Annotated in this window: 19 protein-coding genes; 14 read left to right on the top strand and 5 right to left on the bottom strand. The window is 71.0% G+C overall.

All coding sequences use genetic code 11. The annotated features are described in order from the left end of the window. The first annotated feature begins 23 nt into the window (after window positions 1–23). The 3 genes from ihfB to CCR87_RS14785 are packed head-to-tail and all read left to right on the top strand — an operon-like array spanning window position 24 to window position 1,370. The gene (ihfB, locus tag CCR87_RS14775; RefSeq protein WP_201158305.1) at window positions 24–311 is read left to right on the top strand and encodes an integration host factor subunit beta; all 288 of its coding nucleotides are present in this window, start codon (window positions 24–26) and stop codon (window positions 309–311) included. A 5-nt stretch (window positions 312–316) separates the two neighbouring features. Then, window positions 317–700 (top strand): lipopolysaccharide assembly protein LapA domain-containing protein, encoded by a 384-nt coding sequence (locus CCR87_RS14780; protein WP_201158306.1) that lies wholly within the window; start codon window positions 317–319, stop codon window positions 698–700. A gap of 19 nt (window positions 701–719) precedes the next feature. After that, window positions 720–1,370, top strand: coding sequence for a phosphoribosylanthranilate isomerase (locus tag CCR87_RS14785; protein WP_201158307.1), 651 nt, complete (start codon window positions 720–722; stop codon window positions 1,368–1,370). A gap of 6 nt (window positions 1,371–1,376) precedes the next feature. Here the strand turns inward: CCR87_RS14785 and CCR87_RS14790 are convergent, their stop codons facing one another. Further along, window positions 1,377–2,171, bottom strand: coding sequence for a MipA/OmpV family protein (locus CCR87_RS14790; RefSeq protein ID WP_201158308.1), 795 nt, complete (start codon window positions 2,169–2,171; stop codon window positions 1,377–1,379). A gap of 133 nt (window positions 2,172–2,304) precedes the next feature. On the opposite strand from CCR87_RS14790, the gene CCR87_RS14795 reads away from it, so the two are divergent. Both CCR87_RS14795 and CCR87_RS14800 read left to right on the top strand, forming a co-directional pair. Further along, on the top strand, window positions 2,305–3,018 hold the full coding sequence (locus CCR87_RS14795; RefSeq protein ID WP_201158309.1) for an AzlC family ABC transporter permease: 714 nt from the start codon (window positions 2,305–2,307) through the stop codon (window positions 3,016–3,018). Next, a complete protein-coding gene (locus tag CCR87_RS14800; RefSeq protein WP_201158310.1) occupies window positions 3,015–3,350 on the top strand; it encodes an AzlD domain-containing protein in 336 nt (111 codons plus the stop codon). Before CCR87_RS14795 ends, CCR87_RS14800 begins: the two co-directional genes overlap by 4 nt. 12 nt (window positions 3,351–3,362) lie before the next feature. Here the strand turns inward: CCR87_RS14800 and fliP are convergent, their stop codons facing one another. The 4 genes from fliP to fliF are packed head-to-tail and all read right to left on the bottom strand — an operon-like array spanning window position 3,363 to window position 6,696. Next, the gene (gene fliP, locus CCR87_RS14805) at window positions 3,363–4,061 is read right to left on the bottom strand and encodes a flagellar type III secretion system pore protein FliP (protein WP_242512049.1); all 699 of its coding nucleotides are present in this window, start codon (window positions 4,059–4,061) and stop codon (window positions 3,363–3,365) included. 59 nt (window positions 4,062–4,120) lie between these two features. Further along, complete coding sequence (locus CCR87_RS14810) at window positions 4,121–4,420, bottom strand: FliM/FliN family flagellar motor switch protein (RefSeq protein ID WP_201158312.1); 300 nt, start codon at window positions 4,418–4,420, stop codon at window positions 4,121–4,123. Continuing rightward, window positions 4,413–5,063: a FliH/SctL family protein gene (locus CCR87_RS14815; protein ID WP_201158313.1), complete on the bottom strand. Its 651-nt coding sequence runs from the start codon at window positions 5,061–5,063 to the stop codon at window positions 4,413–4,415. Before CCR87_RS14815 ends, CCR87_RS14810 begins: the two co-directional genes overlap by 8 nt. 58 nt (window positions 5,064–5,121) lie before the next feature. Then, complete coding sequence (fliF, locus tag CCR87_RS14820; RefSeq protein ID WP_207186660.1) at window positions 5,122–6,696, bottom strand: flagellar basal-body MS-ring/collar protein FliF; 1,575 nt, start codon at window positions 6,694–6,696, stop codon at window positions 5,122–5,124. 162 nt (window positions 6,697–6,858) lie between these two features. Between fliF and CCR87_RS14825 the strand changes: the two genes are divergently transcribed. The 9 genes from CCR87_RS14825 (at window position 6,859) to CCR87_RS14865 (ending at window position 16,785) form a co-directional block, all read left to right on the top strand. Next, window positions 6,859–7,332, top strand: coding sequence for a flagellar basal body-associated FliL family protein (locus CCR87_RS14825; protein ID WP_201158315.1), 474 nt, complete (start codon window positions 6,859–6,861; stop codon window positions 7,330–7,332). Window positions 7,333–7,345: 13 nt separating this feature from the next. Further along, window positions 7,346–7,735 (top strand): hypothetical protein, encoded by a 390-nt coding sequence (locus tag CCR87_RS14830; protein ID WP_201158316.1) that lies wholly within the window; start codon window positions 7,346–7,348, stop codon window positions 7,733–7,735. Between the two features lie 89 nt (window positions 7,736–7,824). Further along, window positions 7,825–8,334, top strand: a complete 510-nt coding sequence (locus CCR87_RS14835) for a MotE family protein (protein ID WP_242512050.1) — start codon at window positions 7,825–7,827, stop codon at window positions 8,332–8,334. A gap of 28 nt (window positions 8,335–8,362) precedes the next feature. Further along, a complete protein-coding gene (gene motA / locus CCR87_RS14840; protein ID WP_201158318.1) occupies window positions 8,363–9,232 on the top strand; it encodes a flagellar motor stator protein MotA in 870 nt (289 codons plus the stop codon). 89 nt (window positions 9,233–9,321) lie between these two features. Then, window positions 9,322–11,655, top strand: a complete 2,334-nt coding sequence (locus CCR87_RS14845; protein WP_201158319.1) for a hypothetical protein — start codon at window positions 9,322–9,324, stop codon at window positions 11,653–11,655. 423 nt (window positions 11,656–12,078) lie between these two features. Next, window positions 12,079–12,828 carry a transglycosylase SLT domain-containing protein gene (locus tag CCR87_RS14850; protein WP_338048943.1) on the top strand — a complete coding sequence of 250 codons (750 nt, stop codon included), beginning with the start codon at window positions 12,079–12,081 and terminating at the stop codon, window positions 12,826–12,828. A 17-nt stretch (window positions 12,829–12,845) separates the two neighbouring features. Beyond that, window positions 12,846–14,906: a flagellar biosynthesis protein FlhA gene (gene flhA, locus CCR87_RS14855; protein ID WP_242512051.1), complete on the top strand. Its 2,061-nt coding sequence runs from the start codon at window positions 12,846–12,848 to the stop codon at window positions 14,904–14,906. Between the two features lie 56 nt (window positions 14,907–14,962). After that, on the top strand, window positions 14,963–15,694 hold the full coding sequence (locus CCR87_RS14860; RefSeq protein ID WP_201158323.1) for a flagellar biosynthetic protein FliR: 732 nt from the start codon (window positions 14,963–14,965) through the stop codon (window positions 15,692–15,694). Beyond that, the gene (locus tag CCR87_RS14865; RefSeq protein ID WP_201158321.1) at window positions 15,691–16,785 is read left to right on the top strand and encodes an EscU/YscU/HrcU family type III secretion system export apparatus switch protein; all 1,095 of its coding nucleotides are present in this window, start codon (window positions 15,691–15,693) and stop codon (window positions 16,783–16,785) included. Before CCR87_RS14860 ends, CCR87_RS14865 begins: the two co-directional genes overlap by 4 nt. The last annotated feature ends 115 nt before the right edge of the window (window positions 16,786–16,900 follow it).

The following is a 16,900-nucleotide window of genomic DNA, read 5'->3' on the forward strand; positions in this document are numbered from 1 at the left end:
GCGCCACCCGGGGGGACAGACGCATGATCCGGTCGGAGCTGATCCAGAAGATCGCCGAAGAGAACACCCACCTCTACCAGCGCGACGTGGAGCGCATCGTCAACACGGTCTTTGACGAGATCATCGAGGCGATGGCCCGCGGCGAACGGGTGGAGTTGCGCGGATTCGGGGCCTTTTCGGTCAAGGTCCGCGATGCCCGGATCGGGCGCAATCCGCGCACCGGCGAATCCGTGCAGGTGGATCAGAAGGCTGTCCCCTTCTTCAAGACCGGCAAGCTGCTGCGAGACCGGCTGAACGGCAAGGAGGAGTGAGGGGAATGAGGGTTCTTCGTGTTTTCAAGTATGTCGTGCTTCTGGTGCTGGCGCTCGGGATCGTCGTCCTGTCGCTGGCCAACCGGGGGCCGATGACGTTGCAGCTGCTGCCGCACGATCTGGCGACGTTTGCAGGCTACAACCAGACGATCGAGCTGCCGGTCTTTGTGGTGATCCTTGCGGGGGTCGCGGTGGGCCTGCTGATCGGCTTCATCTGGGAATGGCTGCGGGAATATCGCCTGCGCGCCGACGCCGCCCGCGCCCGCGCCGAAGCCAAGCGCCTGCGCGCGACGATGGCCCGCGAAGGGCGCCCCGCCACCCAAAGCGAAGCCGACGACGTGTTGGCGCTGCTCGAGGGTGGCAAGGGTCAGGGCCGGATCGCCCGGTGATCCGGGCGCTGGACCAGCGGTGACGGGGCCGGACCGCCAGAGGCGGGTCAAGATCTGTGGCCTGCGCAGCACCGCCGATGTGTCCGCGGCCGCCGAGGCGGGCGCGGCCTATGTCGGGCTGGTGTTCTTTGCCCGCTCGCCGCGGCATGTGACGGTGGATCAGGCCCGCGCGGCGGCGCTGGCGGCGCCTCCGGGCGTGGCCAAGGTCGGACTGTTCGTCGATCCTGATGATGCGATGTTGGACGCGGTTCTGGCTGCTGTGCCGCTCGACCTCGTGCAGCTGCATGGGCATGAGACGCCGGAGCGTGTGGCTGTCGTGCGCGCGCGGACCGGCCTGCCGGTCATGAAGGCGGTGGGGGTGTCGGGGCCGCAGGACCTAGCGGAGATCGACCGCTTCGCGCGCGTCGCCGATCAGATCCTCGTGGACGCCAAGCCCGCCGCCGGCGCGGACCTGCCGGGGGGAAACGGGCTGTCGTTCGACTGGCGCCTGCTGGTCGGGCGCCGCTGGCCGGTGCCCTGGATGCTGGCCGGCGGCCTGACGCCCGACAATGTCGCCGAGGCGGTGCGCCTGACGGGCGCGCGGCAGCTCGACGTGTCGTCCGGGGTGGAGGCTGCGCCGGGCGTCAAGGACGCCGGGCGCATCGCCGCCTTTGTCGCCGCCGCCGGATAGCGCGGATCAAAAGCGGAAGTTGAAGCGTCGTGTGACCACGATGCGGGCACCCCACTGGTCGCGGCTGCCCTGCGCCGTGACGGGCGAGCGCCCGGCGTCGCCGCGCAGCCGGTCATAGCTCAGCGTGCCGATCACGGCCCAGAGGTCGCTGATGTCGTGGCGCACCTCGACCTCGGCTCCGACCGAGACGAGGCCGCCTGACGGCCGGAACGCCGAAAAGCCGGAGGCATCGGCCTCGGACGGGGTGACGCCGAAATACGTCCGCTTGAACCGCGCATCCCCGAAGCTGGCGCGCGGGCCCGCGTTCACCGTCCAGCGCGGACCCAGCCGCAGGATCGCGTCCGCACCCAGGTCCCCGGCCCAGCCGCCATGGCCGACCACGCCGTGGCGCAGATCGGCATAGACGCGCCAGGTCTCGGCGACATGGCGCACCGACAGGCCCAGCTCGAGGGAGGCATCGACGCGCTCCAGTCCCGTCAGCTGAGGGTGGCGCCCCGGGCCGCGCGCCGAGATGTAGCGCGCCGAGCCGCTGACCCCGAAGCCGGGGTCCAGCGGGCGTGCATCGGGCGTCCCCACCGTCATGCCGCCGGGCAGGCGCAGCTCACGGAAGCCGAAAATCCCCGTGGGATTGACACGATAGCTGTCGGAGCCCGGAAAATCCGGGGCCACGCGTGCGCCAAGGCCAAGTTCGAGCGTGGCGCCGACGCGCTCCTGCGCCTCGACCGGGCTGACCACCGGCCCGAGCAGAAGGGCCGCGGCCAGCAGGCCGGTGGAAAGCGTCCGAAGTCGACGTGTGAACATGCGCGTGCTCCTCCATGTTGATTGCATGAAACACCGATGTCGCTGTGGGACAAGCATGATCCGCGGGCGGGTGCGATTGCATCCGCCCACGGTGGCCTCTATGCCGCAGACGCGGGAATACAGGGGCGTTTGCATGTCGGATCGCGCAACCAGGCAGGCCTTTCGGCGCGGTGTCCGTGATGGCGCCCCGTTTCTTCTGGTGGTGGCGCCGTTCGGGCTGGTCTTTGGCGTGATCGGCGTGGAGGCCGGCCTGGGCCTGGCCGAGGTCATGGGGTTTTCCATCTTCGTGATCGCCGGTGCGAGCCAGCTCGCCGCCGTGCAGCTGATGGCCGAGGGCGCGCCGGTGGCGGTCGTGCTGGCCACCGCGCTGGCGATCAACCTGCGCATGGCGATGTATTCCGCCGCCCTCGCGCCGCATCTCGGCAGCGTGCCGTTGGGCCGGCGCAGTGTCATGGCGTATTTCCTGGTGGACCAGACCTTTGCCGCGAGCGCGCTGGAGTTCGAGCGCAGGCCCGAGATGACCGCGCCGGAGAAGGCCGCCTATTTCCTCGGCGTCGTCGCGCCGGTCTGCCTGCCGTGGTACGGGGCGACGCTGGCGGGGGCGCTTCTGGGCGGCGGGCTGCCGCCGGGCTGGGGGCTGGATTTTGCGGTGCCGATCACCTTTCTCGCGGTGGTGACCCCGATGTTGCGCACGCCGGCGCATGTGGCCGCGGCCGTGGTGTCGGCGGTGGGGGCGGTGGTTCTGTGGGCGTTGCCGTGGAACCTCGGGCTGTTGGTGTCGGCGCTGGCGGCGATGGCAACGGGGGCATTGGTGGAGGTCGCGAGCGAACGGCGGGGGGCGGCATGACGCTGTCCACGCTCGAGATCTGGATCGTGATCCTGGCGCTGGGTGCGGGTACCTTTCTGATCCGGTTCTCGTTTCTGGGGCTGGGCGACAGCGCGCACTGGCCGCCGGTGATCCTGCGGCTGCTGCGCTACACGCCGGTTGCGGTGATCCCCGGGCTGGTGGCGCCGCTGGTGCTGTGGCCCGCGGCCACCGACGGGGTGCCCGACCTGCCGAGACTGGCGGCGGCCGCCGCCACGCTGGCGGCGGGCCTGTGGCTCAGGAGCCCGATCTGGGCCATCCTGGCGGGGGCTGCGGTGCTGACGGTGCTGCTGCGCATCGAGGCGGTGGTCTGAGGCGCGCACGCCTCAGAAGTAACTGCGTACCAGCGCGTTCGAGATCAGCGCCCAGCCGTCGGCGACGACAAAGAACGCCAGCTTGAACGGCAGCGACACGATCGCGGGCGGGACCATCATCATCCCCATGCTCATCAACACCGCCGCCACCACGAGGTCGATGACGAGGAATGGCAGGAAGATCAGGAAGCCGATCTGGAACGCCCGCGCGATCTCGCTGAGCATGAAGGAGGGCACCAGCACCGACAGGGCGGAATCCGGGGTCAGCGTGGCGTTCGCCTGGTCCGGGCGCAGGGTGGCGAGGGCCTCGAAGGTGGTGGGGTCCACGCGGGCGGACATGAATGTCCGGAACGGCTCCAGCGCCGCGGCGAAGGCCTCCTCCACCTCCATCCGGCCGTCGAGCATGGGGCCCACGCCCAGCTCCCATGCCTCCAGAAAGACCGGCTCCATCACGAACCAGGTCAGGAACAGCGCCAGGCTGACGAGGAGCATGTTGGGCGGCGAGGCCTGCAATCCCACAGCCTGCCGCAGGATGGCAAAGACCGTGACCAGGAATGGAAAGCAGGTGATCATCACCGCCAGCCCGGGCACCAGGCTGAGCACGGTGATCACAACCAGAAGCTGGATCGCCCGGGTCGCCATCGATGCGTCGTCGCCAAGGTCGAGCGACAGCGTCTGGCCCAGCGCGGGACCCGCAAGCATCAGGGCCATCGCCGCGCAGATCAGCGCTGCCGCGCCCGCGGGTGCGCGCCGCGGCGCCCGGGCCGGTGTCATAGTCCCCCGCTGAGGTCGACGAGTTCCGTCAGTCGGACAGCCAGCTGGCCCGCGTTCTCGCCGTCCATCTCCATCAGTTCGCCCCGCGCGATCAGGCGGTCGCCGACATAGAGGTCCACGGGGTCCTCCACCCGGCGGTCCAGCGTCAGCACCGCGTCGCGGTCCAGCCGCAGCAGCTCCGCCACCGTGGGGCGGGCGCGACCGACCGAGACGATGATCTCGATGGGCACATGGGCGAAGGGCGTGTCGGAGGCCGTCCGACGGGGCTGCGGGGGGGTCTCGGTCAGGTCATCCATGGCGAAGCATCTCCTGTTCGGGGGGGGCGCTGGGGTCGGTTGGGGTGGCGGTGCCGGATGGGGCCCGGCTCGCCTCGTCGAAGAAGGTGCGGACGGCGGTCTGGATGCGGGTGATGGCCCCGTCGAGGTCGATCATCCGCTCCTCGCCCGCGCCGGCGATGTGGACCTGGTTGGGGGCGAGGGTCGCGTCCTCGGTGATCTCCACCGGCCAGGCGGCATCACCCTCCAGTGCGGCGGCGACCGTCGCGTGCGCGGTGGGGTGGATCCGCAGGGTGACCGCCCCGTCGAGCGTGTCGGAGATCAGCGGCATCAGTGCCTCGCGCACCACCGGGCCGAGGCTGTCCCGCGCCAGCTCGGGCAGAACGCGGCTGCAAACCGTGTCCAGCAGCGGCGCGAGTTCCTGCAGAAGGTGGACGCGCGCCTCGTGAAAGGTGAAGGCGATGGCCTGGAGGTTGCGCGACGCTTCGCGGCGGTCGGCGTCGCCTTCGGCCTCGGCGGCGGTGCTGGCGTCGTCCCAGCCGGCCTTGTAGCCGGTCTCGTAACCCGCGAGGCGGGCCTCCTCCAACGCGTCATCGTTGACGGGCGGGGCGGCGGGGGCTGCCCCGGCGGGGTCGAACACCTCGAGCGTTACGCTGCGTGGCATGGGCTGTCCTTTCTGCGCCGAGGGTCGGCCGGGCGGGTCCGGGCGTGCGACAGGGGGGTCACGCGCGCTCCTCTTCGATGTCTTCCATCCAGCCGCGCAGGATCTCGACCGTCTCTTCCTGGCGGTCCTCGATCAGGCGCCTGAGGCGCTGGACGGGGTCGTCCTCTTCCAGCCCGTCGCTGTCGGCGAAGTCGCCCAGCGCCGGCAGATCGCCCAGCGTGCCGGCGTCCATCCCGGGCAGGGGGGGCAGGGGAGGCAGCTCCGGCAGGTCCGCCGCCGTGTCGTCCGGCGCGGGCAGAGCCGATTCGCGGGTCTGGGCCGAGGTCAGCATCGGGCGCAGCACGAACAGGGCCAGCGCCAGAATCACCAGCGCCAGAACCCCCAGCTGGATCAAGGTCATCGTATCGAGCGGCAGGCCGCCGAACAGGGTGCTGTCGACCGTCGTCCCTTCGGCCGCCGGGAGGCTGAGCGGCAGGGATTTCAGGCTGATGACATCGCCGCGCTCGGCGTCGTAGCCGACGGCGGCCGCGATCAGGTCGTGCAGGGCCTCCAGCTCGGCGGTGCCGCGCGGCGCCCATACGGGGGTACCGGTCTCGTCGGGGGCGGTGACGCCGTCGACGAGGGCCGCCACGGTGATCCGGCGGATTGCACCCGGGGCGCGGTGCACCTCACGGCTGAGCTCGGAGACGTCGAAATTCTGCCGCTCGCGGGTCTCCGCGCTCTGGCTCTGGGATCGGCCGCCATCGGCGTTGGCATCGCCATCGGGCAGGTTGCTGGCCACCGTCACCCCGGCGTTGTGGGTGTCCGAGGAGGTGGAGCTGCGCTCCTCGGTCTCCAGCAGGATGGGGACGCGCCCCTCGGGGTCGAGGCGGCGCTCGCGGATCGATTCGCTCTCTGTCACGGTTTCGACGCTGAGCTCGACGATGGCGCGGCCACGGCCGACATGGGCCTCCAGGATCCGTTGGACGGCGGCGCGCAGTTCACCCTCCCGGTCGCTGCCGGGGCCCATGGCCGAGGCGCCGTCCTCGGACTGGATCACGGTGCCGGTCGTGCCGTCGATGACCGCGACGTTCTCGGCCGTCAGCCCCGGCACCGCCGAGGCCACGAGGAATCGCAGCGCGCGGGCCTGTCCGGCCGGCAGGCCACCCGACGCGGGCGTCACCGTGACCGAGGCGGTGGGGGCGATCTCGCGCCGGAACGGCTGGGTGGAGGTGTGGGCGATATGCACCCGTGCGGCGCGAATCGCCGGGCTTGCGACGATGGTGCGCGCCAGCTCGCCTTCCTTGGCACGCCAGTAGGCGGCGTCAAACATCTGCGCCGTCGTGCCGAAGCCCGACAGCCCGTCCAGCAGCTCGTAGCCCCGGCCGCCACCGGCCGAGGGCAGCCCCTGGCCGGCCAGCATCATCCGGGTTTCGTCACGCTGCGCGGTGGGCACATAGATGGCATCGCCGCGCACCTCGTAGCGGATGTTGCGCGCATCCAGCATCTGCACCATCTCGCCCGCGGCGGGGCCGTCCACCCCGGCATAGAGCAGCGACATTCCCGGCTGGGCCGCGAGTCGTGCCAGCCCGAGCACCGCTATGAACACCGCGATCGCGGCTCCTGCCACGATGGCCTGACGGCGGATGGGCATTGCCGTCCATGCCGATACGATCTGTTGCACGCGCGCACCCCCTTCGACCGATGTTCGCCGGACGTTCTGTCCGCCGGAGATGTCCCGTCTTGGACCAGCGCGCTTAACAATCGGTTAGTGGGCATGGGCTTATACCCCGTCTCAAGCCGAGAGGAGAGCGCCATGGCCGACGCCACCCAGACCACGCCCGCCCCGTCCCGACAGGGGGTGAAACCCCTTCTTCTGGGGGCTGCCCTTGCGCTTGCCGGGGGGGGCGGCGGGTTCGCCGTGGTCCACTTCGGCCTGGTCGACGGGGTGATTCCGACGTTCGGCGGCGGCGGGGGGGCAGGCGGCGTGGACATCGCCTTTCTGGAGCTGCCGCAGTTCCTCGTCAGCCTCGGTTCGGCGGGCAACGGACGCACGTTGCGATTCGCCGCCACGCTGGAGGTCGATCCGGCCCGCCGCGCGGAGGTGGAGCAGCTGATGCCGCGGCTTGTCGATGTCCTCAACAGCTACCTGCGGGCGGTCGCGCCCGAGGAGTTCGGCAGCCCCGGCGCGCTGATCCGGCTGCGCGCGCAGATGCTGCGCCGGGTGCAGGTGGTCACCGGCGACGGGCGCGTGCGCGACCTGCTTGTCACTGAATTCGTTGTCAACTGAGAAGGAGGACGGGATGGAACTGATCGCAGACATCCTTCTGGGCGCCGGCGCTTTCGGGGCTGCGGCCTATTGCATGGTGCTGTCGCGGCGCCTGAAGCGGCTGACCCAGCTGGAGACCGGGATGGGCGGGGCGATCGCCGTGCTCTCGGCGCAGGTCGACGGCCTGACCCGGACGCTGGCGCGCGCGCAGCAGGCCGCGCATGGCTCGGCCGAGACGCTGGACAGTCAGACGCGCCGTGCCGAAGATGCGGTCAAGCGGCTGGAGCTGTTGCTGTCCTCGCTCCATGACCTGCCGACGGCCGCGGCGCCAGCGCGTCCGGCAGCCGCGCCCGAATCGGCGGACGCGGGCCGCCCCCGTGTCGTGCGCCGGCGTGCGCGCCGCCTGGCGGAGCAGGAGGCATGAGCGCACCGGCCCGCACCCCCCCGGGACCGCCGGCGCGCCGCAGGCCGCGCCGACGCACCCGCGGGACGTTGATGCTGCTTGCGGGCCTGATGGCCGGGTCTGCGGTGCTGCGGCTGGGTGTCGGCGTCGGCGAGGCGCTGGCGCGCGAGCCCGGTCCGCCGCTGCCGACCGCCGTGGCCGAGGCGCCGGCGCCGGATGCCGGTGCATTGATGGCCGCGCTGGGCGCACGTGAGGCGCGTCTGGTCGAGCGGGAGGCCGCCCTTGGCATGCGCCTGCAGGCGCTGGCGCTGGCGGAGCGCGAACTCCAGCGCCAGACCGCGACGCTCGAGGCCGCCGAGGCGCGACTGTCCGCGACCCTTGCGCTGGCCGATCAGGCCGCGGAGCGGGACCTCGCCCGGCTGACCGCCGTCTACGAGGCGATGAAGCCCGCCGAGGCCGCCCTTCTGTTCGAGGAGATGGATCCCCGATTCGCGGCCGGTTTCATGGGGCGGATGCGCCCCGATGCGGCTGCCGCACTGATGGCCGGCCTGACGCCCGGGCTGGGTTACACGATCAGTGTGATCCTGGCCGGACGTCACAGCCAGGTGCCGACGCAATGACACCCTCCACACCGAAAAGGGGCCAGCCATGATTGGACTGATCGGGATCGTCGTCGTGATTGTGACGGTCTTTGGCGGCTACATCGCCTCGGGCGGCAAGCTGGGGATCATCATTTTCGCCTTGCCCTACGAGATCGCAATGATCGGCGGTGCCGCCATCGGCGCCTACATGATCTCCAACGACCGGTCGGTGATCCGCCAGACCCTGCGCGACATCGCCAAGGTGTTCCGCGGCCCGCAGTGGCGCCCGGAGGATTACCGCGATCTGCTGTGCCTGCTGTTCGAGCTGATCCGGGTCGCCCGCAACAGCCCCGTGGATCTGGAGACCCACATCGAGGCGCCGGAGGCGTCCGACATCTTTGCCCGCTATCCGCGCATCAGCGCGGATCACGAGGCGGTGGAGATGATCTGCGACACGCTGCGCGCCGCCTCCATGACCTATGACGACCCCCACCAGGTCGAGGAGGTTCTGGAGAAGCGCATCCAGGCGACCCTTGCCCACCGGATGCACACCAGTCACGCGCTGAGCACGGTGGCCGACGCGCTGCCGGCGCTGGGGATCATCGCGGCCGTGCTGGGGGTGATCAAGACGATGGCCTCGATCGACCAGCCGCCCGAGGTGCTGGGCAAGATGATCGGCGGGGCCCTCGTGGGCACCTTTCTGGGGGTGTTCCTGTCCTATGGCTTTGTCGGTCCGGTGGCCAAGCGGCTTGCCAGCATCAACAAGGACGAGGCGCATTTTTATCAATTGATCCGGGAGGTCCTGGTGGCCAACCTCTATTCCCATCCGACCAACATCTGCATCGAGGTCGGTCGCCAGAACACCCCGCATGACATGCGGCCGAGCTTTGGCGACCTCGAGGAGGCCCTGCGTGGCCTGCGAAAGGACGCGGCATGACGCGCCGGGATCCGCGCACGCCACGCGGCCCGCGGTCGACGCGCGGGCCGGAGGCCCGGTCGGACGGGGGGGCACGGGGTCGTGGGGCCTTGCCGGGCGCCCGCGCCCTCGTCGCGGGGCTGGCCGTGGCCGTGGTGCTGGCCGGCCCCGCGGCGGCCGAGACGCTGACCATGCGCTCGGGCGAGCATCGGGGCTTCACCCGTCTGACCCTGCCGGTGCCACCGGAGGGGGGATGGGTTCTGGGTCGTGTCGGCGACGGCTATGGCCTGCGCCTGACCGGGGCCGGCGCATCGGTGGATACCTCGGCGGTGTTCACCCGTATCCGCCGCGACCGGCTGGCCGAGGTCCGGATGACCGAGACGGGGGTGGATCTCGTGCTCGGCTGTGACTGCCACGCCGTGGCCTTCGAGGAGCGCGGGCTGATCGTCGTGGACCTGCGCGACGGCCCGCCGCCAGAGGGGGCCCGTTTCGAAGCCCGCCTCGGCCCGGATCGACCTGAACCGCCATCCCTGCGGCCGGGGTTCGACTGGACCCAAAGCGTCATCCCCTCCGCCGGGCCGGTTGCGCAGGGCCCCGTTGCGACGCCGCAGCCCTCCTCCGGTCCGGATTTCGGGACGGATCCCGCGCGTGACCTGCTCGCCCGGCAGTTTTCCCGGGCTGTTGCCCAAGGCTTGATCCGGGCCGATGTCGGACGGGCGCAGACCATCGAAGCCCGGCTGCGTGAGGCCACGCCGCCCGCCGCGCTGCCGCCCGCATCTGCCCCCCTGGTTCCGGCCGCGCCCGAGGGTCTGACGGCGCGCGCCCAGCCGCTCGACGCCCTCGACAACCTGAGGATCGGGGCGACGACGGGCATTGATCGCGCGCGGGATGCCTCGGGCCGCTCCGGCGTGAACCGGGAAGGCGCCGCCTGTCCGCCTGATTCCCGGTTCGATCTGGCGGCCTGGGGCACCGAGACCGATCTCGCCCGGCAGATCGCCCAGCGCCGCCAGGACCTGTTGGGAGAGTTCGACCAGCCGGATCCGGCACGGGTTCTCGACCTTGCGCGGCTCTATCTGCATGCGGGCTTCGGTGCGGAAGCGCGCGCGCTCCTCGAAACCCTGCCGCCCTCGTCGGCTGACGCGCCGGTGCTTCTGGGGATTGCCGCGCTGATTGACGGGCCTGAACCGCCGTCCGAGGGTGGGTCCGCTTTCGATGCCCACGTCGGTTGCGACGGCGCGGTGGCGATGTGGGCGGTCCTCGGGGCGCCGGACCTTGCCCGTGCGGGGGTGATCGACCGGCTGGCGGTGCGCCGGGCCTTTGCGGCGCTGCCGGCGCATCTGCGGACCCATATCGGGCCGCGGCTGGCGCAACGGTTTCTCGATCTGTCGGATACCGATACTGCGCTGGCGCTGCGCGCGGCGATCGCGCCGACGGCCACCCGGCCGGCCGCGGTCGCGGTTCTGGATGCGGAGCTTGAACTGGCGCAGGGGCGTCCCGGCGCGGCAAGTGATATTGCCGAAGCCGCCGCAGATGGTGGCGGGCCCGGCAGCGCGGAGGCACTGGCGACGTTGGTCGAAGCCCGCCTTGCCGGTGGTCTGTCGATCCCGGCCGAGGTGGTGGAGGACCTTGTGGCGGTGGCGCGCGAAAACGCGGGCACTGCGCTGGGCCTTCGCCTGGCGCGGCTGGAGGGGGTGGCGCTTGCGCAGCAGGGCCTGTTCGACGCGGCCTTTGCGGTGCGTGACCGGTTGGGTGCGGATGCGGCGTCAGGGCCGCTTGCGGCGGCGATGTCGCGTGACCTGCTGGGCCGTCTCGCCCATACGGGTTCGGATGCGGCCCTCATGGCGCGCGTGTTCGCGGAAGCCGAGTGGCGGGAGGGGACGTTGCCGCCGGCCGACCGCCGGCGCCTGGCCGAACGGTTGCTGGAGGCCGGTTTCCCGGCCGAGGCGCTGGCTGCCCTGCCGTCCGACCCGTCCCTTGCACAGGACGCGTTCCTGGCCGGGCGCGCGCTTCTGGCGATCGATGCGCCGGGACAGGCGCTGCGGGTGCTTGCCGGCCATCGCGACGCCGATGCCGAGAGGTTGCGCGGCGAAGCGCTGCTGGCGCTTGGTGAGCATGGCGCCGCGGTCACGGTGTTCAGCGAGGCCGGATTGCAGCCGGAGGCGCACCGGGCGGCATGGCTTGGCGGCCTGTGGCAGGATGCGGCCCAGGATGCCGGGGATGCGACCGCTGCCATGATCGCGCGCGCGGGCGCTGCAATGCCGGTGATCGGAGCCGACGCCGTCGACGCATCCCTCCTTCCGCCCGTGGTTGCGCCCCCCGGCTTTGCCCGCGAGGCTGCGAGCGAGGGAGAACTCGCGCAGGCGGCCGCGATGCTGGTCGACGGCGCCGAGCTGCGCCGAATGGTTGCCGACCTCCTGTCGGCCTATCCGCCTCCGTCGGACTGAGAGGCAGGAGCCCCGACACAGCCGCATCCACTACAGCCAGCCCCTGTGCGGCTTCTGGCCATGCGGGACGAACGCAGGTCCCACCTGTCAAGGTCATCGAGGCGTTGACGCGCGGCGGCCGTGCCCCCTTGGTCCATGCCCGAAGCGGCACCCGACATGGACCATCGCGGCACCCGGAGCGGGAGGCGTCCACCCGATCAGCCGCCGACCACCAGTCCGGCCGGTGCGCCCGCAGATGACGCGGTCCCCTCCCTCGTCGTCGCCCTCCCGCCCGGGGCCGAGGACGCAGGCCCCGCGTGTTCCACGGCCTGGCCGCCGCGTTTGGTCCGGGTCCTGTCGTCCCCGTCCCGACGTTGACCGAATCTTTATCGTGCACGGTTAACCCTGTTCCCATCGCGCAAGAATTGCCGAAAGGACCCGCCGGTGCGTTATGTCGACAGCCTTCGGGCCATCCGTCACAGTCTGATCTGTCCCGTGGTCTGCGTGGGACTGATCGCGTCAACGCCCGCAGCGGCGGTACCGGCGTCCCTGTGCGAGCGTGCGGCGCAGGATGCGGCCACGGCCACGGGCGTGCCGCTTGCCGTGCTGCGCGCGATCGCCCTGACGGAAACCGGCCGAACCGTATCCGGTGTGGCTGCCCCCTGGCCCTGGACCACCCATGCCGCAGGCGAAGGGCGGTGGTTCGACACCCGCGCCGCCGCCGAGGCCCATGTCCGCAGCCTGCGCGCGGCGGGCCTCGAAAGCATCGACATCGGCTGTTTCCAGATCAACCTGCGTTGGCACGGTGACGCCTTTGCCAGCCCCGAAGCGATGTTCGACCCCGGGCGGAACGCGCTGTATGCGGCCAGGTTCCTGTCGGAGCTGCACGCCGAATTCGGGTCCTGGACGGCCGCCGCGGGCGCCTATCACTCACGCACGCCCGAGCTCGCGGAGCGGTATACCCGCCGCTTCCTTGCCCACCTTGGCGATGTGGAGACGGGGGCGGCCCCGCCCGTCGGGACCGCGCCCGGCCCGCGTCGGGGGCGTGCCAGTTTCGGCGCGCCCGGGCCGGTGCTGCAAGCGGCGGCGGCGCCGCTCGTTTCGGTTGCCGCAGCCGCCACCACCGGTTCGTTGATGCCAGCCAGCCTGCCGCGCGGAAGTCTTCTGGTCGCCAATGCGAGGGCACTGCAATGATGGCCACTTTCGGTTCCATGTTCCGTCCCACGATCCTGCTGGCGCTCGCGCTGATGGCGGTGATCGTGATGATGATCCTGCCCGTTCCGGCGTGGCTGCTGGACATCGGGCTGGCGGCGTCCTTCGCGCTGGCGATCCTGATCTTCACCGTCACGCTGTTCGTGGAACGTCCGCTGGATTTCTCGGCCTTTCCCACGGTGCTGCTGGCGTCGCTGATGCTGCGGCTGTCGCTCAACGTCTCCTCGACCAAGCTGATCATCGGCGAGGGGCACACCGGACCCCATGCCGCGGGCGACGTGATCCAGGGCTTTGCGATGTTCGTGATGGGCGGCAACGTGTTGCTGGGCGTCGTGATCTTCTGCGTGCTGCTGATCGTGAACTTCGTCGTCATCACCAAGGGCGCGGGCCGCATGGCCGAGGTGGGCGCGCGGTTCGCCCTGGATGCAATGCCCGGCAAGCAGCTGGCAATCGACAGCGACATGGCCGCCGGCGCCATCGACCACGCCGAGGCCCGCTCACGGCGCGAGCGCGAACAGGCCGAGACGAACTTCTTCGGCTCGCTCGACGGGGCCTCGAAATTCGTCAAGGGCGACGCGGTGGCAGGGCTTCTGATCACGCTTCTGAACATCGTCATCGGGCTGGTGGTCGGGACCACCATGCACGGCATGCCCATCGGCGCCGCGTTCGAGACCTATGCCATCCTGACCGTCGGCGACGGGCTGGTCAGCCAGATCCCGGCCGTCATCATCTCGGTCGCGGCGGGGCTTTTGCTGGCGCGCGGCGGGGCGACGGGCGCGACCGACATGGCCATCCTGGCCCAGCTGGGCCGGTACCCGGCGGCGGTTGTGACCGTGGCGCTGCTGATGGGGCTGTTCGCCTTCGTGCCGGGGCTGCCGTTCGTTCCGTTCATACTGGGCGCCGGAGCGTTGGGTTGGGCTGCTTGGGCGTTACAGCGCCATGCCCGCGTCGCGGCCGAGGCGGTAACGGCCGAGGTGACCACCGACGCGCCCCGGACCGCGACGCTGGGCGATACGCTGGATCTGGACGACATCCATGTGCAGTTCTCGCCCGATCTGGTGCCAATGGTGCTGGATCCGGCCACCGGTCTCGATGCGCGCATCGCCAACATGCGCAACCACGTCGCGCAGCTCTATGGTGTCGTGCTGCCCGAGATCCGGTTGACCGACGACGCGGAGCTGCCGCCGGGATCCTACGTCATCCGCATCCAGGGGGTGGAGCAGGCGCGCGATCACCTGCGACCGGGGCGCGTGCTGGCGCTGATGCCGGACGAGGCGTCGGAGACGCCGGAGGGCGAGGATGTGCGCGAGCCGGTCTACGGCGCCCCCGCGCGCTGGTTGCCGAGTGACGCGCAGGAGGCCGCGGTGCTGTCCGGCAGCACCGTCGTCACCCCCGCCGAGGTTCTGGCCACACATCTGCTGGAGGTCATTCGCCGCAACTTTGCCCGCCTGCTGACGCTCAAGGCGCTGCGCCGGCTGCTGGACGAACTCGGCGGGCTGTCCGATCCCGCGCGGGCCGAGGCCAACCGCCGGCTGTTCTCCGAACTCATCCCCGACAAGGTGCCGATGGACCTGCTGCTGGCGGTGTTGCGCCTGCTACTGGAGGAGCGGGTCTCCATCCGCAACCTGCCGGTGATTCTGGAGGCGATCGCCGAGGCGCGGATGAGCCACACCACCCCCGAGGCGATCACCGAGCATGTACGCCAGCGCCTCGGGTTCCAGCTGGTGGCCGAGTTGCGCCGCGCCGACGGGACCATCGCGCTGGTGCAGCTCGCCCCCGAGTGGGAGCAGGTGTTCATCGCGCACGAGGTCAACGGCGAGCGTGGCCACCCGGAGATCGCCCTGCCGCCGGCCGAGTTCAACCGGCTCGCCGGTGCGCTGGCGGAGAAGATCGCGCGCGCCTCCGAGGCCGGGGCGCAGCCCGCGGTCGTGACCTCGGTGCGGCGGCGGCGCTTCGTGCGGCTGGTGCTGGTGGCCAAGGGCATCTCGGCGCCCGTGCTGTCGTACGAGGAGATCGGGATGGAGGCGCGCCCGGCGCTGGTGGGCATGGTGCCGGCGTGACGCCCGAGACCGCCGACGCGCTGGCCGACCTGCTCGGCCTCGGCCGCGAGGCGCTGATGGTCGGCTATGTCGTGTTCCTGCGTGTGGGTGCGGTGATGGCGGTGGTCCCGGCGTTCGGGGAACAGGTGGTGCCGATGCGGGTGCGCCTTGCGCTGGGCCTTGCGTTCACCGCCGTGGTGGCGCCGGCGGTGGCACCCGAGGCGGTGATGCTGGCCGCAGCCGGGAATGGCTGGATGCGCGCGCTGGCGACCGAGGTGGTGGCGGGCCTCGCGCTGGGGCTGGCGCTGCGGCTGTTCGTGATCGCATTGCAGACGGCGGGGACGATGGCCGCGCAGGCGACCTCGCTGTCGCAGTTCTTCGGCGGCGCCGGGGTTGATCCGCAGCCGGCGATTTCGCAGCTGCTGGTGGTGGGGGGGCTGGCATTGGCGGTCATGGCGGGGCTGCATGTGCGCCTGGCCGAGCTTCTGGTGCTGTCGTATGCGTTGATGCCCGTGGGCGCCTTTCCCCCGGGGTGGGAGCTGGCGGGCTGGGGGGTCGCGCAGGTGTCGCGGGCCTTTGCGCTGGCGTTCACGCTGGCGGCGCCGTTCGTGATCGCGGCGCTGGTGTACAACATGGCGCTGGGCGCGATCAACCGTGCCATGCCGCAGCTGATGGTGGCGTTCGTGGGCGCGCCGGCGCTGACGCTGGGGGGGCTGGTGCTGCTGTTTCTGGTGGCCCCTGCGGGGCTTGCGGTGTGGCTTGCGGCGTTCGGCGGCTTCCTGTCCGACCCGTTCGGGATGCCACCATGAGCGGGCCGCAGGAAGACGGCGCCGAGAAGGTCCACGAGCCGACGCAGCGCAAGCTCGACGAGGCGCGGCGCAAGGGCGAGGTGCCCAAGTCCAACGATCTGGTGACGGCGGCGGCCTATGCCGGGATGGCGCTGGCGGGGTTTGCGGCCGGTGCGGCGGGGCTTGTGGCCGCGGGCGATGCGGGCATGGTGCTGTTCGATCAGGCCGACCGGCTGTCGCAGCTGACCAGCGAGGGCGCCCGCCCGGTCATCGGCGGGTTGATGGTGCATGTCGGATGGGCGCTTGCGCCGTTCCTCGTGGTGCCGGCGGTTGCGGCGCTGGCGATGCTGTTCGCGCAGCAAGCGCTTGTCTTTGCGCCCGAAAAGCTGCAACCAAAACTGTCGCGCATCTCGCCTTTGTCGAACGCCAAGCAGAAATTCGGCCGTTCGGGCCTGTTCGAGTTCGCCAAGAGCACCGCCAAGCTGCTGATCATCGGCACGCTTCTGTGGCTGTTCCTGCTTGCGCGGCTGCCGCGGATCCTGGCAACGATGCACCTCGGTCCCGGGTTGGCCAGCGTGGAGATGATGCGTCTCCTGCTGGAGTTTCTCGTGCTCGTGGTGGTGATCCTTGTGGGCATCGGGGCGCTGGACTTCTTCTGGCAGCGGGCCGAGCACCTGCGCAAGCAGCGCATGACCCACAAGGAAATGCGCGACGAGATGAAGTCCTCCGAGGGCGATCCCTACATGAAGCAGGCGCGCCGTCAGCGCGGCCACGACATCGCCACCAACCGGATGCTGACCGAGGTGCCCAAGGCCGATGTCGTGATCGTCAACCCGACCCACTATGCCGTCGCGCTGAAGTGGGACCGTGCGGCGGGCGGGGCGCCGGTCTGCGTCGCCAAGGGCGTCGACGAGGTCGCGTTGCGCATCCGGACGCTGGCGGCCGGGGCCGGCGTTCCGATCCATTCCGACCCGCCCACCGCGCGCGCGCTGCACGCCACCGTCGCCCTGAAGGAGGAAATCGCGCCCGAGCATTACCGCGCCGTTGCCGCCGCCATCCGGTTTGCCGAGCGCATGCGCACCCGTGCCGCGCGCGGTGGGGGGGCTGTGTGACCGGGCGGCCCGATCCGCGCCTTGCGGCGCTGGCGGGGTTGGCGGCGATGACGCGCGATGCGCGGCTGGCCACGCTGCGCCGCGCGGCCGAGGCGCGGGCGGCCGCCCGGTCACA

The sequence above is a fragment of the Rhodobaculum claviforme genome (assembly GCF_016653255.1).
Classification (GTDB): domain Bacteria; phylum Pseudomonadota; class Alphaproteobacteria; order Rhodobacterales; family Rhodobacteraceae; genus Rhodobaculum; species Rhodobaculum claviforme.

What these genes read in the sequence shown, in the direction of transcription:
- ihfB (WP_201158305.1), top strand. Translation starts at nt 24, where the DNA reads ATGATCCGGTCGGAGCTGATCCAGAAGATCGCCGAAGAGAACACCCAC.
- CCR87_RS14780 (WP_201158306.1), top strand. Translation starts at nt 317, where the DNA reads ATGAGGGTTCTTCGTGTTTTCAAGTATGTCGTGCTTCTGGTGCTGGCG.
- CCR87_RS14790 (WP_201158308.1), bottom strand. Translation starts at nt 2,171, where the DNA reads ATGTTCACACGTCGACTTCGGACGCTTTCCACCGGCCTGCTGGCCGCG.
- CCR87_RS14795 (WP_201158309.1), top strand. Translation starts at nt 2,305, where the DNA reads ATGTCGGATCGCGCAACCAGGCAGGCCTTTCGGCGCGGTGTCCGTGAT.
- CCR87_RS14800 (WP_201158310.1), top strand. Translation starts at nt 3,015, where the DNA reads ATGACGCTGTCCACGCTCGAGATCTGGATCGTGATCCTGGCGCTGGGT.
- fliP (WP_242512049.1), bottom strand. Translation starts at nt 4,061, where the DNA reads ATGGCCCTGATGCTTGCGGGTCCCGCGCTGGGCCAGACGCTGTCGCTC.
- CCR87_RS14810 (WP_201158312.1), bottom strand. Translation starts at nt 4,420, where the DNA reads ATGGATGACCTGACCGAGACCCCCCCGCAGCCCCGTCGGACGGCCTCC.
- CCR87_RS14815 (WP_201158313.1), bottom strand. Translation starts at nt 5,063, where the DNA reads ATGCCACGCAGCGTAACGCTCGAGGTGTTCGACCCCGCCGGGGCAGCC.
- fliF (WP_207186660.1), bottom strand. Translation starts at nt 6,696, where the DNA reads ATGCCCATCCGCCGTCAGGCCATCGTGGCAGGAGCCGCGATCGCGGTG.
- CCR87_RS14825 (WP_201158315.1), top strand. Translation starts at nt 6,859, where the DNA reads ATGGCCGACGCCACCCAGACCACGCCCGCCCCGTCCCGACAGGGGGTG.
- CCR87_RS14830 (WP_201158316.1), top strand. Translation starts at nt 7,346, where the DNA reads ATGGAACTGATCGCAGACATCCTTCTGGGCGCCGGCGCTTTCGGGGCT.
- CCR87_RS14835 (WP_242512050.1), top strand. Translation starts at nt 7,825, where the DNA reads ATGGCCGGGTCTGCGGTGCTGCGGCTGGGTGTCGGCGTCGGCGAGGCG.
- motA (WP_201158318.1), top strand. Translation starts at nt 8,363, where the DNA reads ATGATTGGACTGATCGGGATCGTCGTCGTGATTGTGACGGTCTTTGGC.
- flhA (WP_242512051.1), top strand. Translation starts at nt 12,846, where the DNA reads ATGTTCCGTCCCACGATCCTGCTGGCGCTCGCGCTGATGGCGGTGATC.
- CCR87_RS14860 (WP_201158323.1), top strand. Translation starts at nt 14,963, where the DNA reads ATGGTCGGCTATGTCGTGTTCCTGCGTGTGGGTGCGGTGATGGCGGTG.
- CCR87_RS14865 (WP_201158321.1), top strand. Translation starts at nt 15,691, where the DNA reads ATGAGCGGGCCGCAGGAAGACGGCGCCGAGAAGGTCCACGAGCCGACG.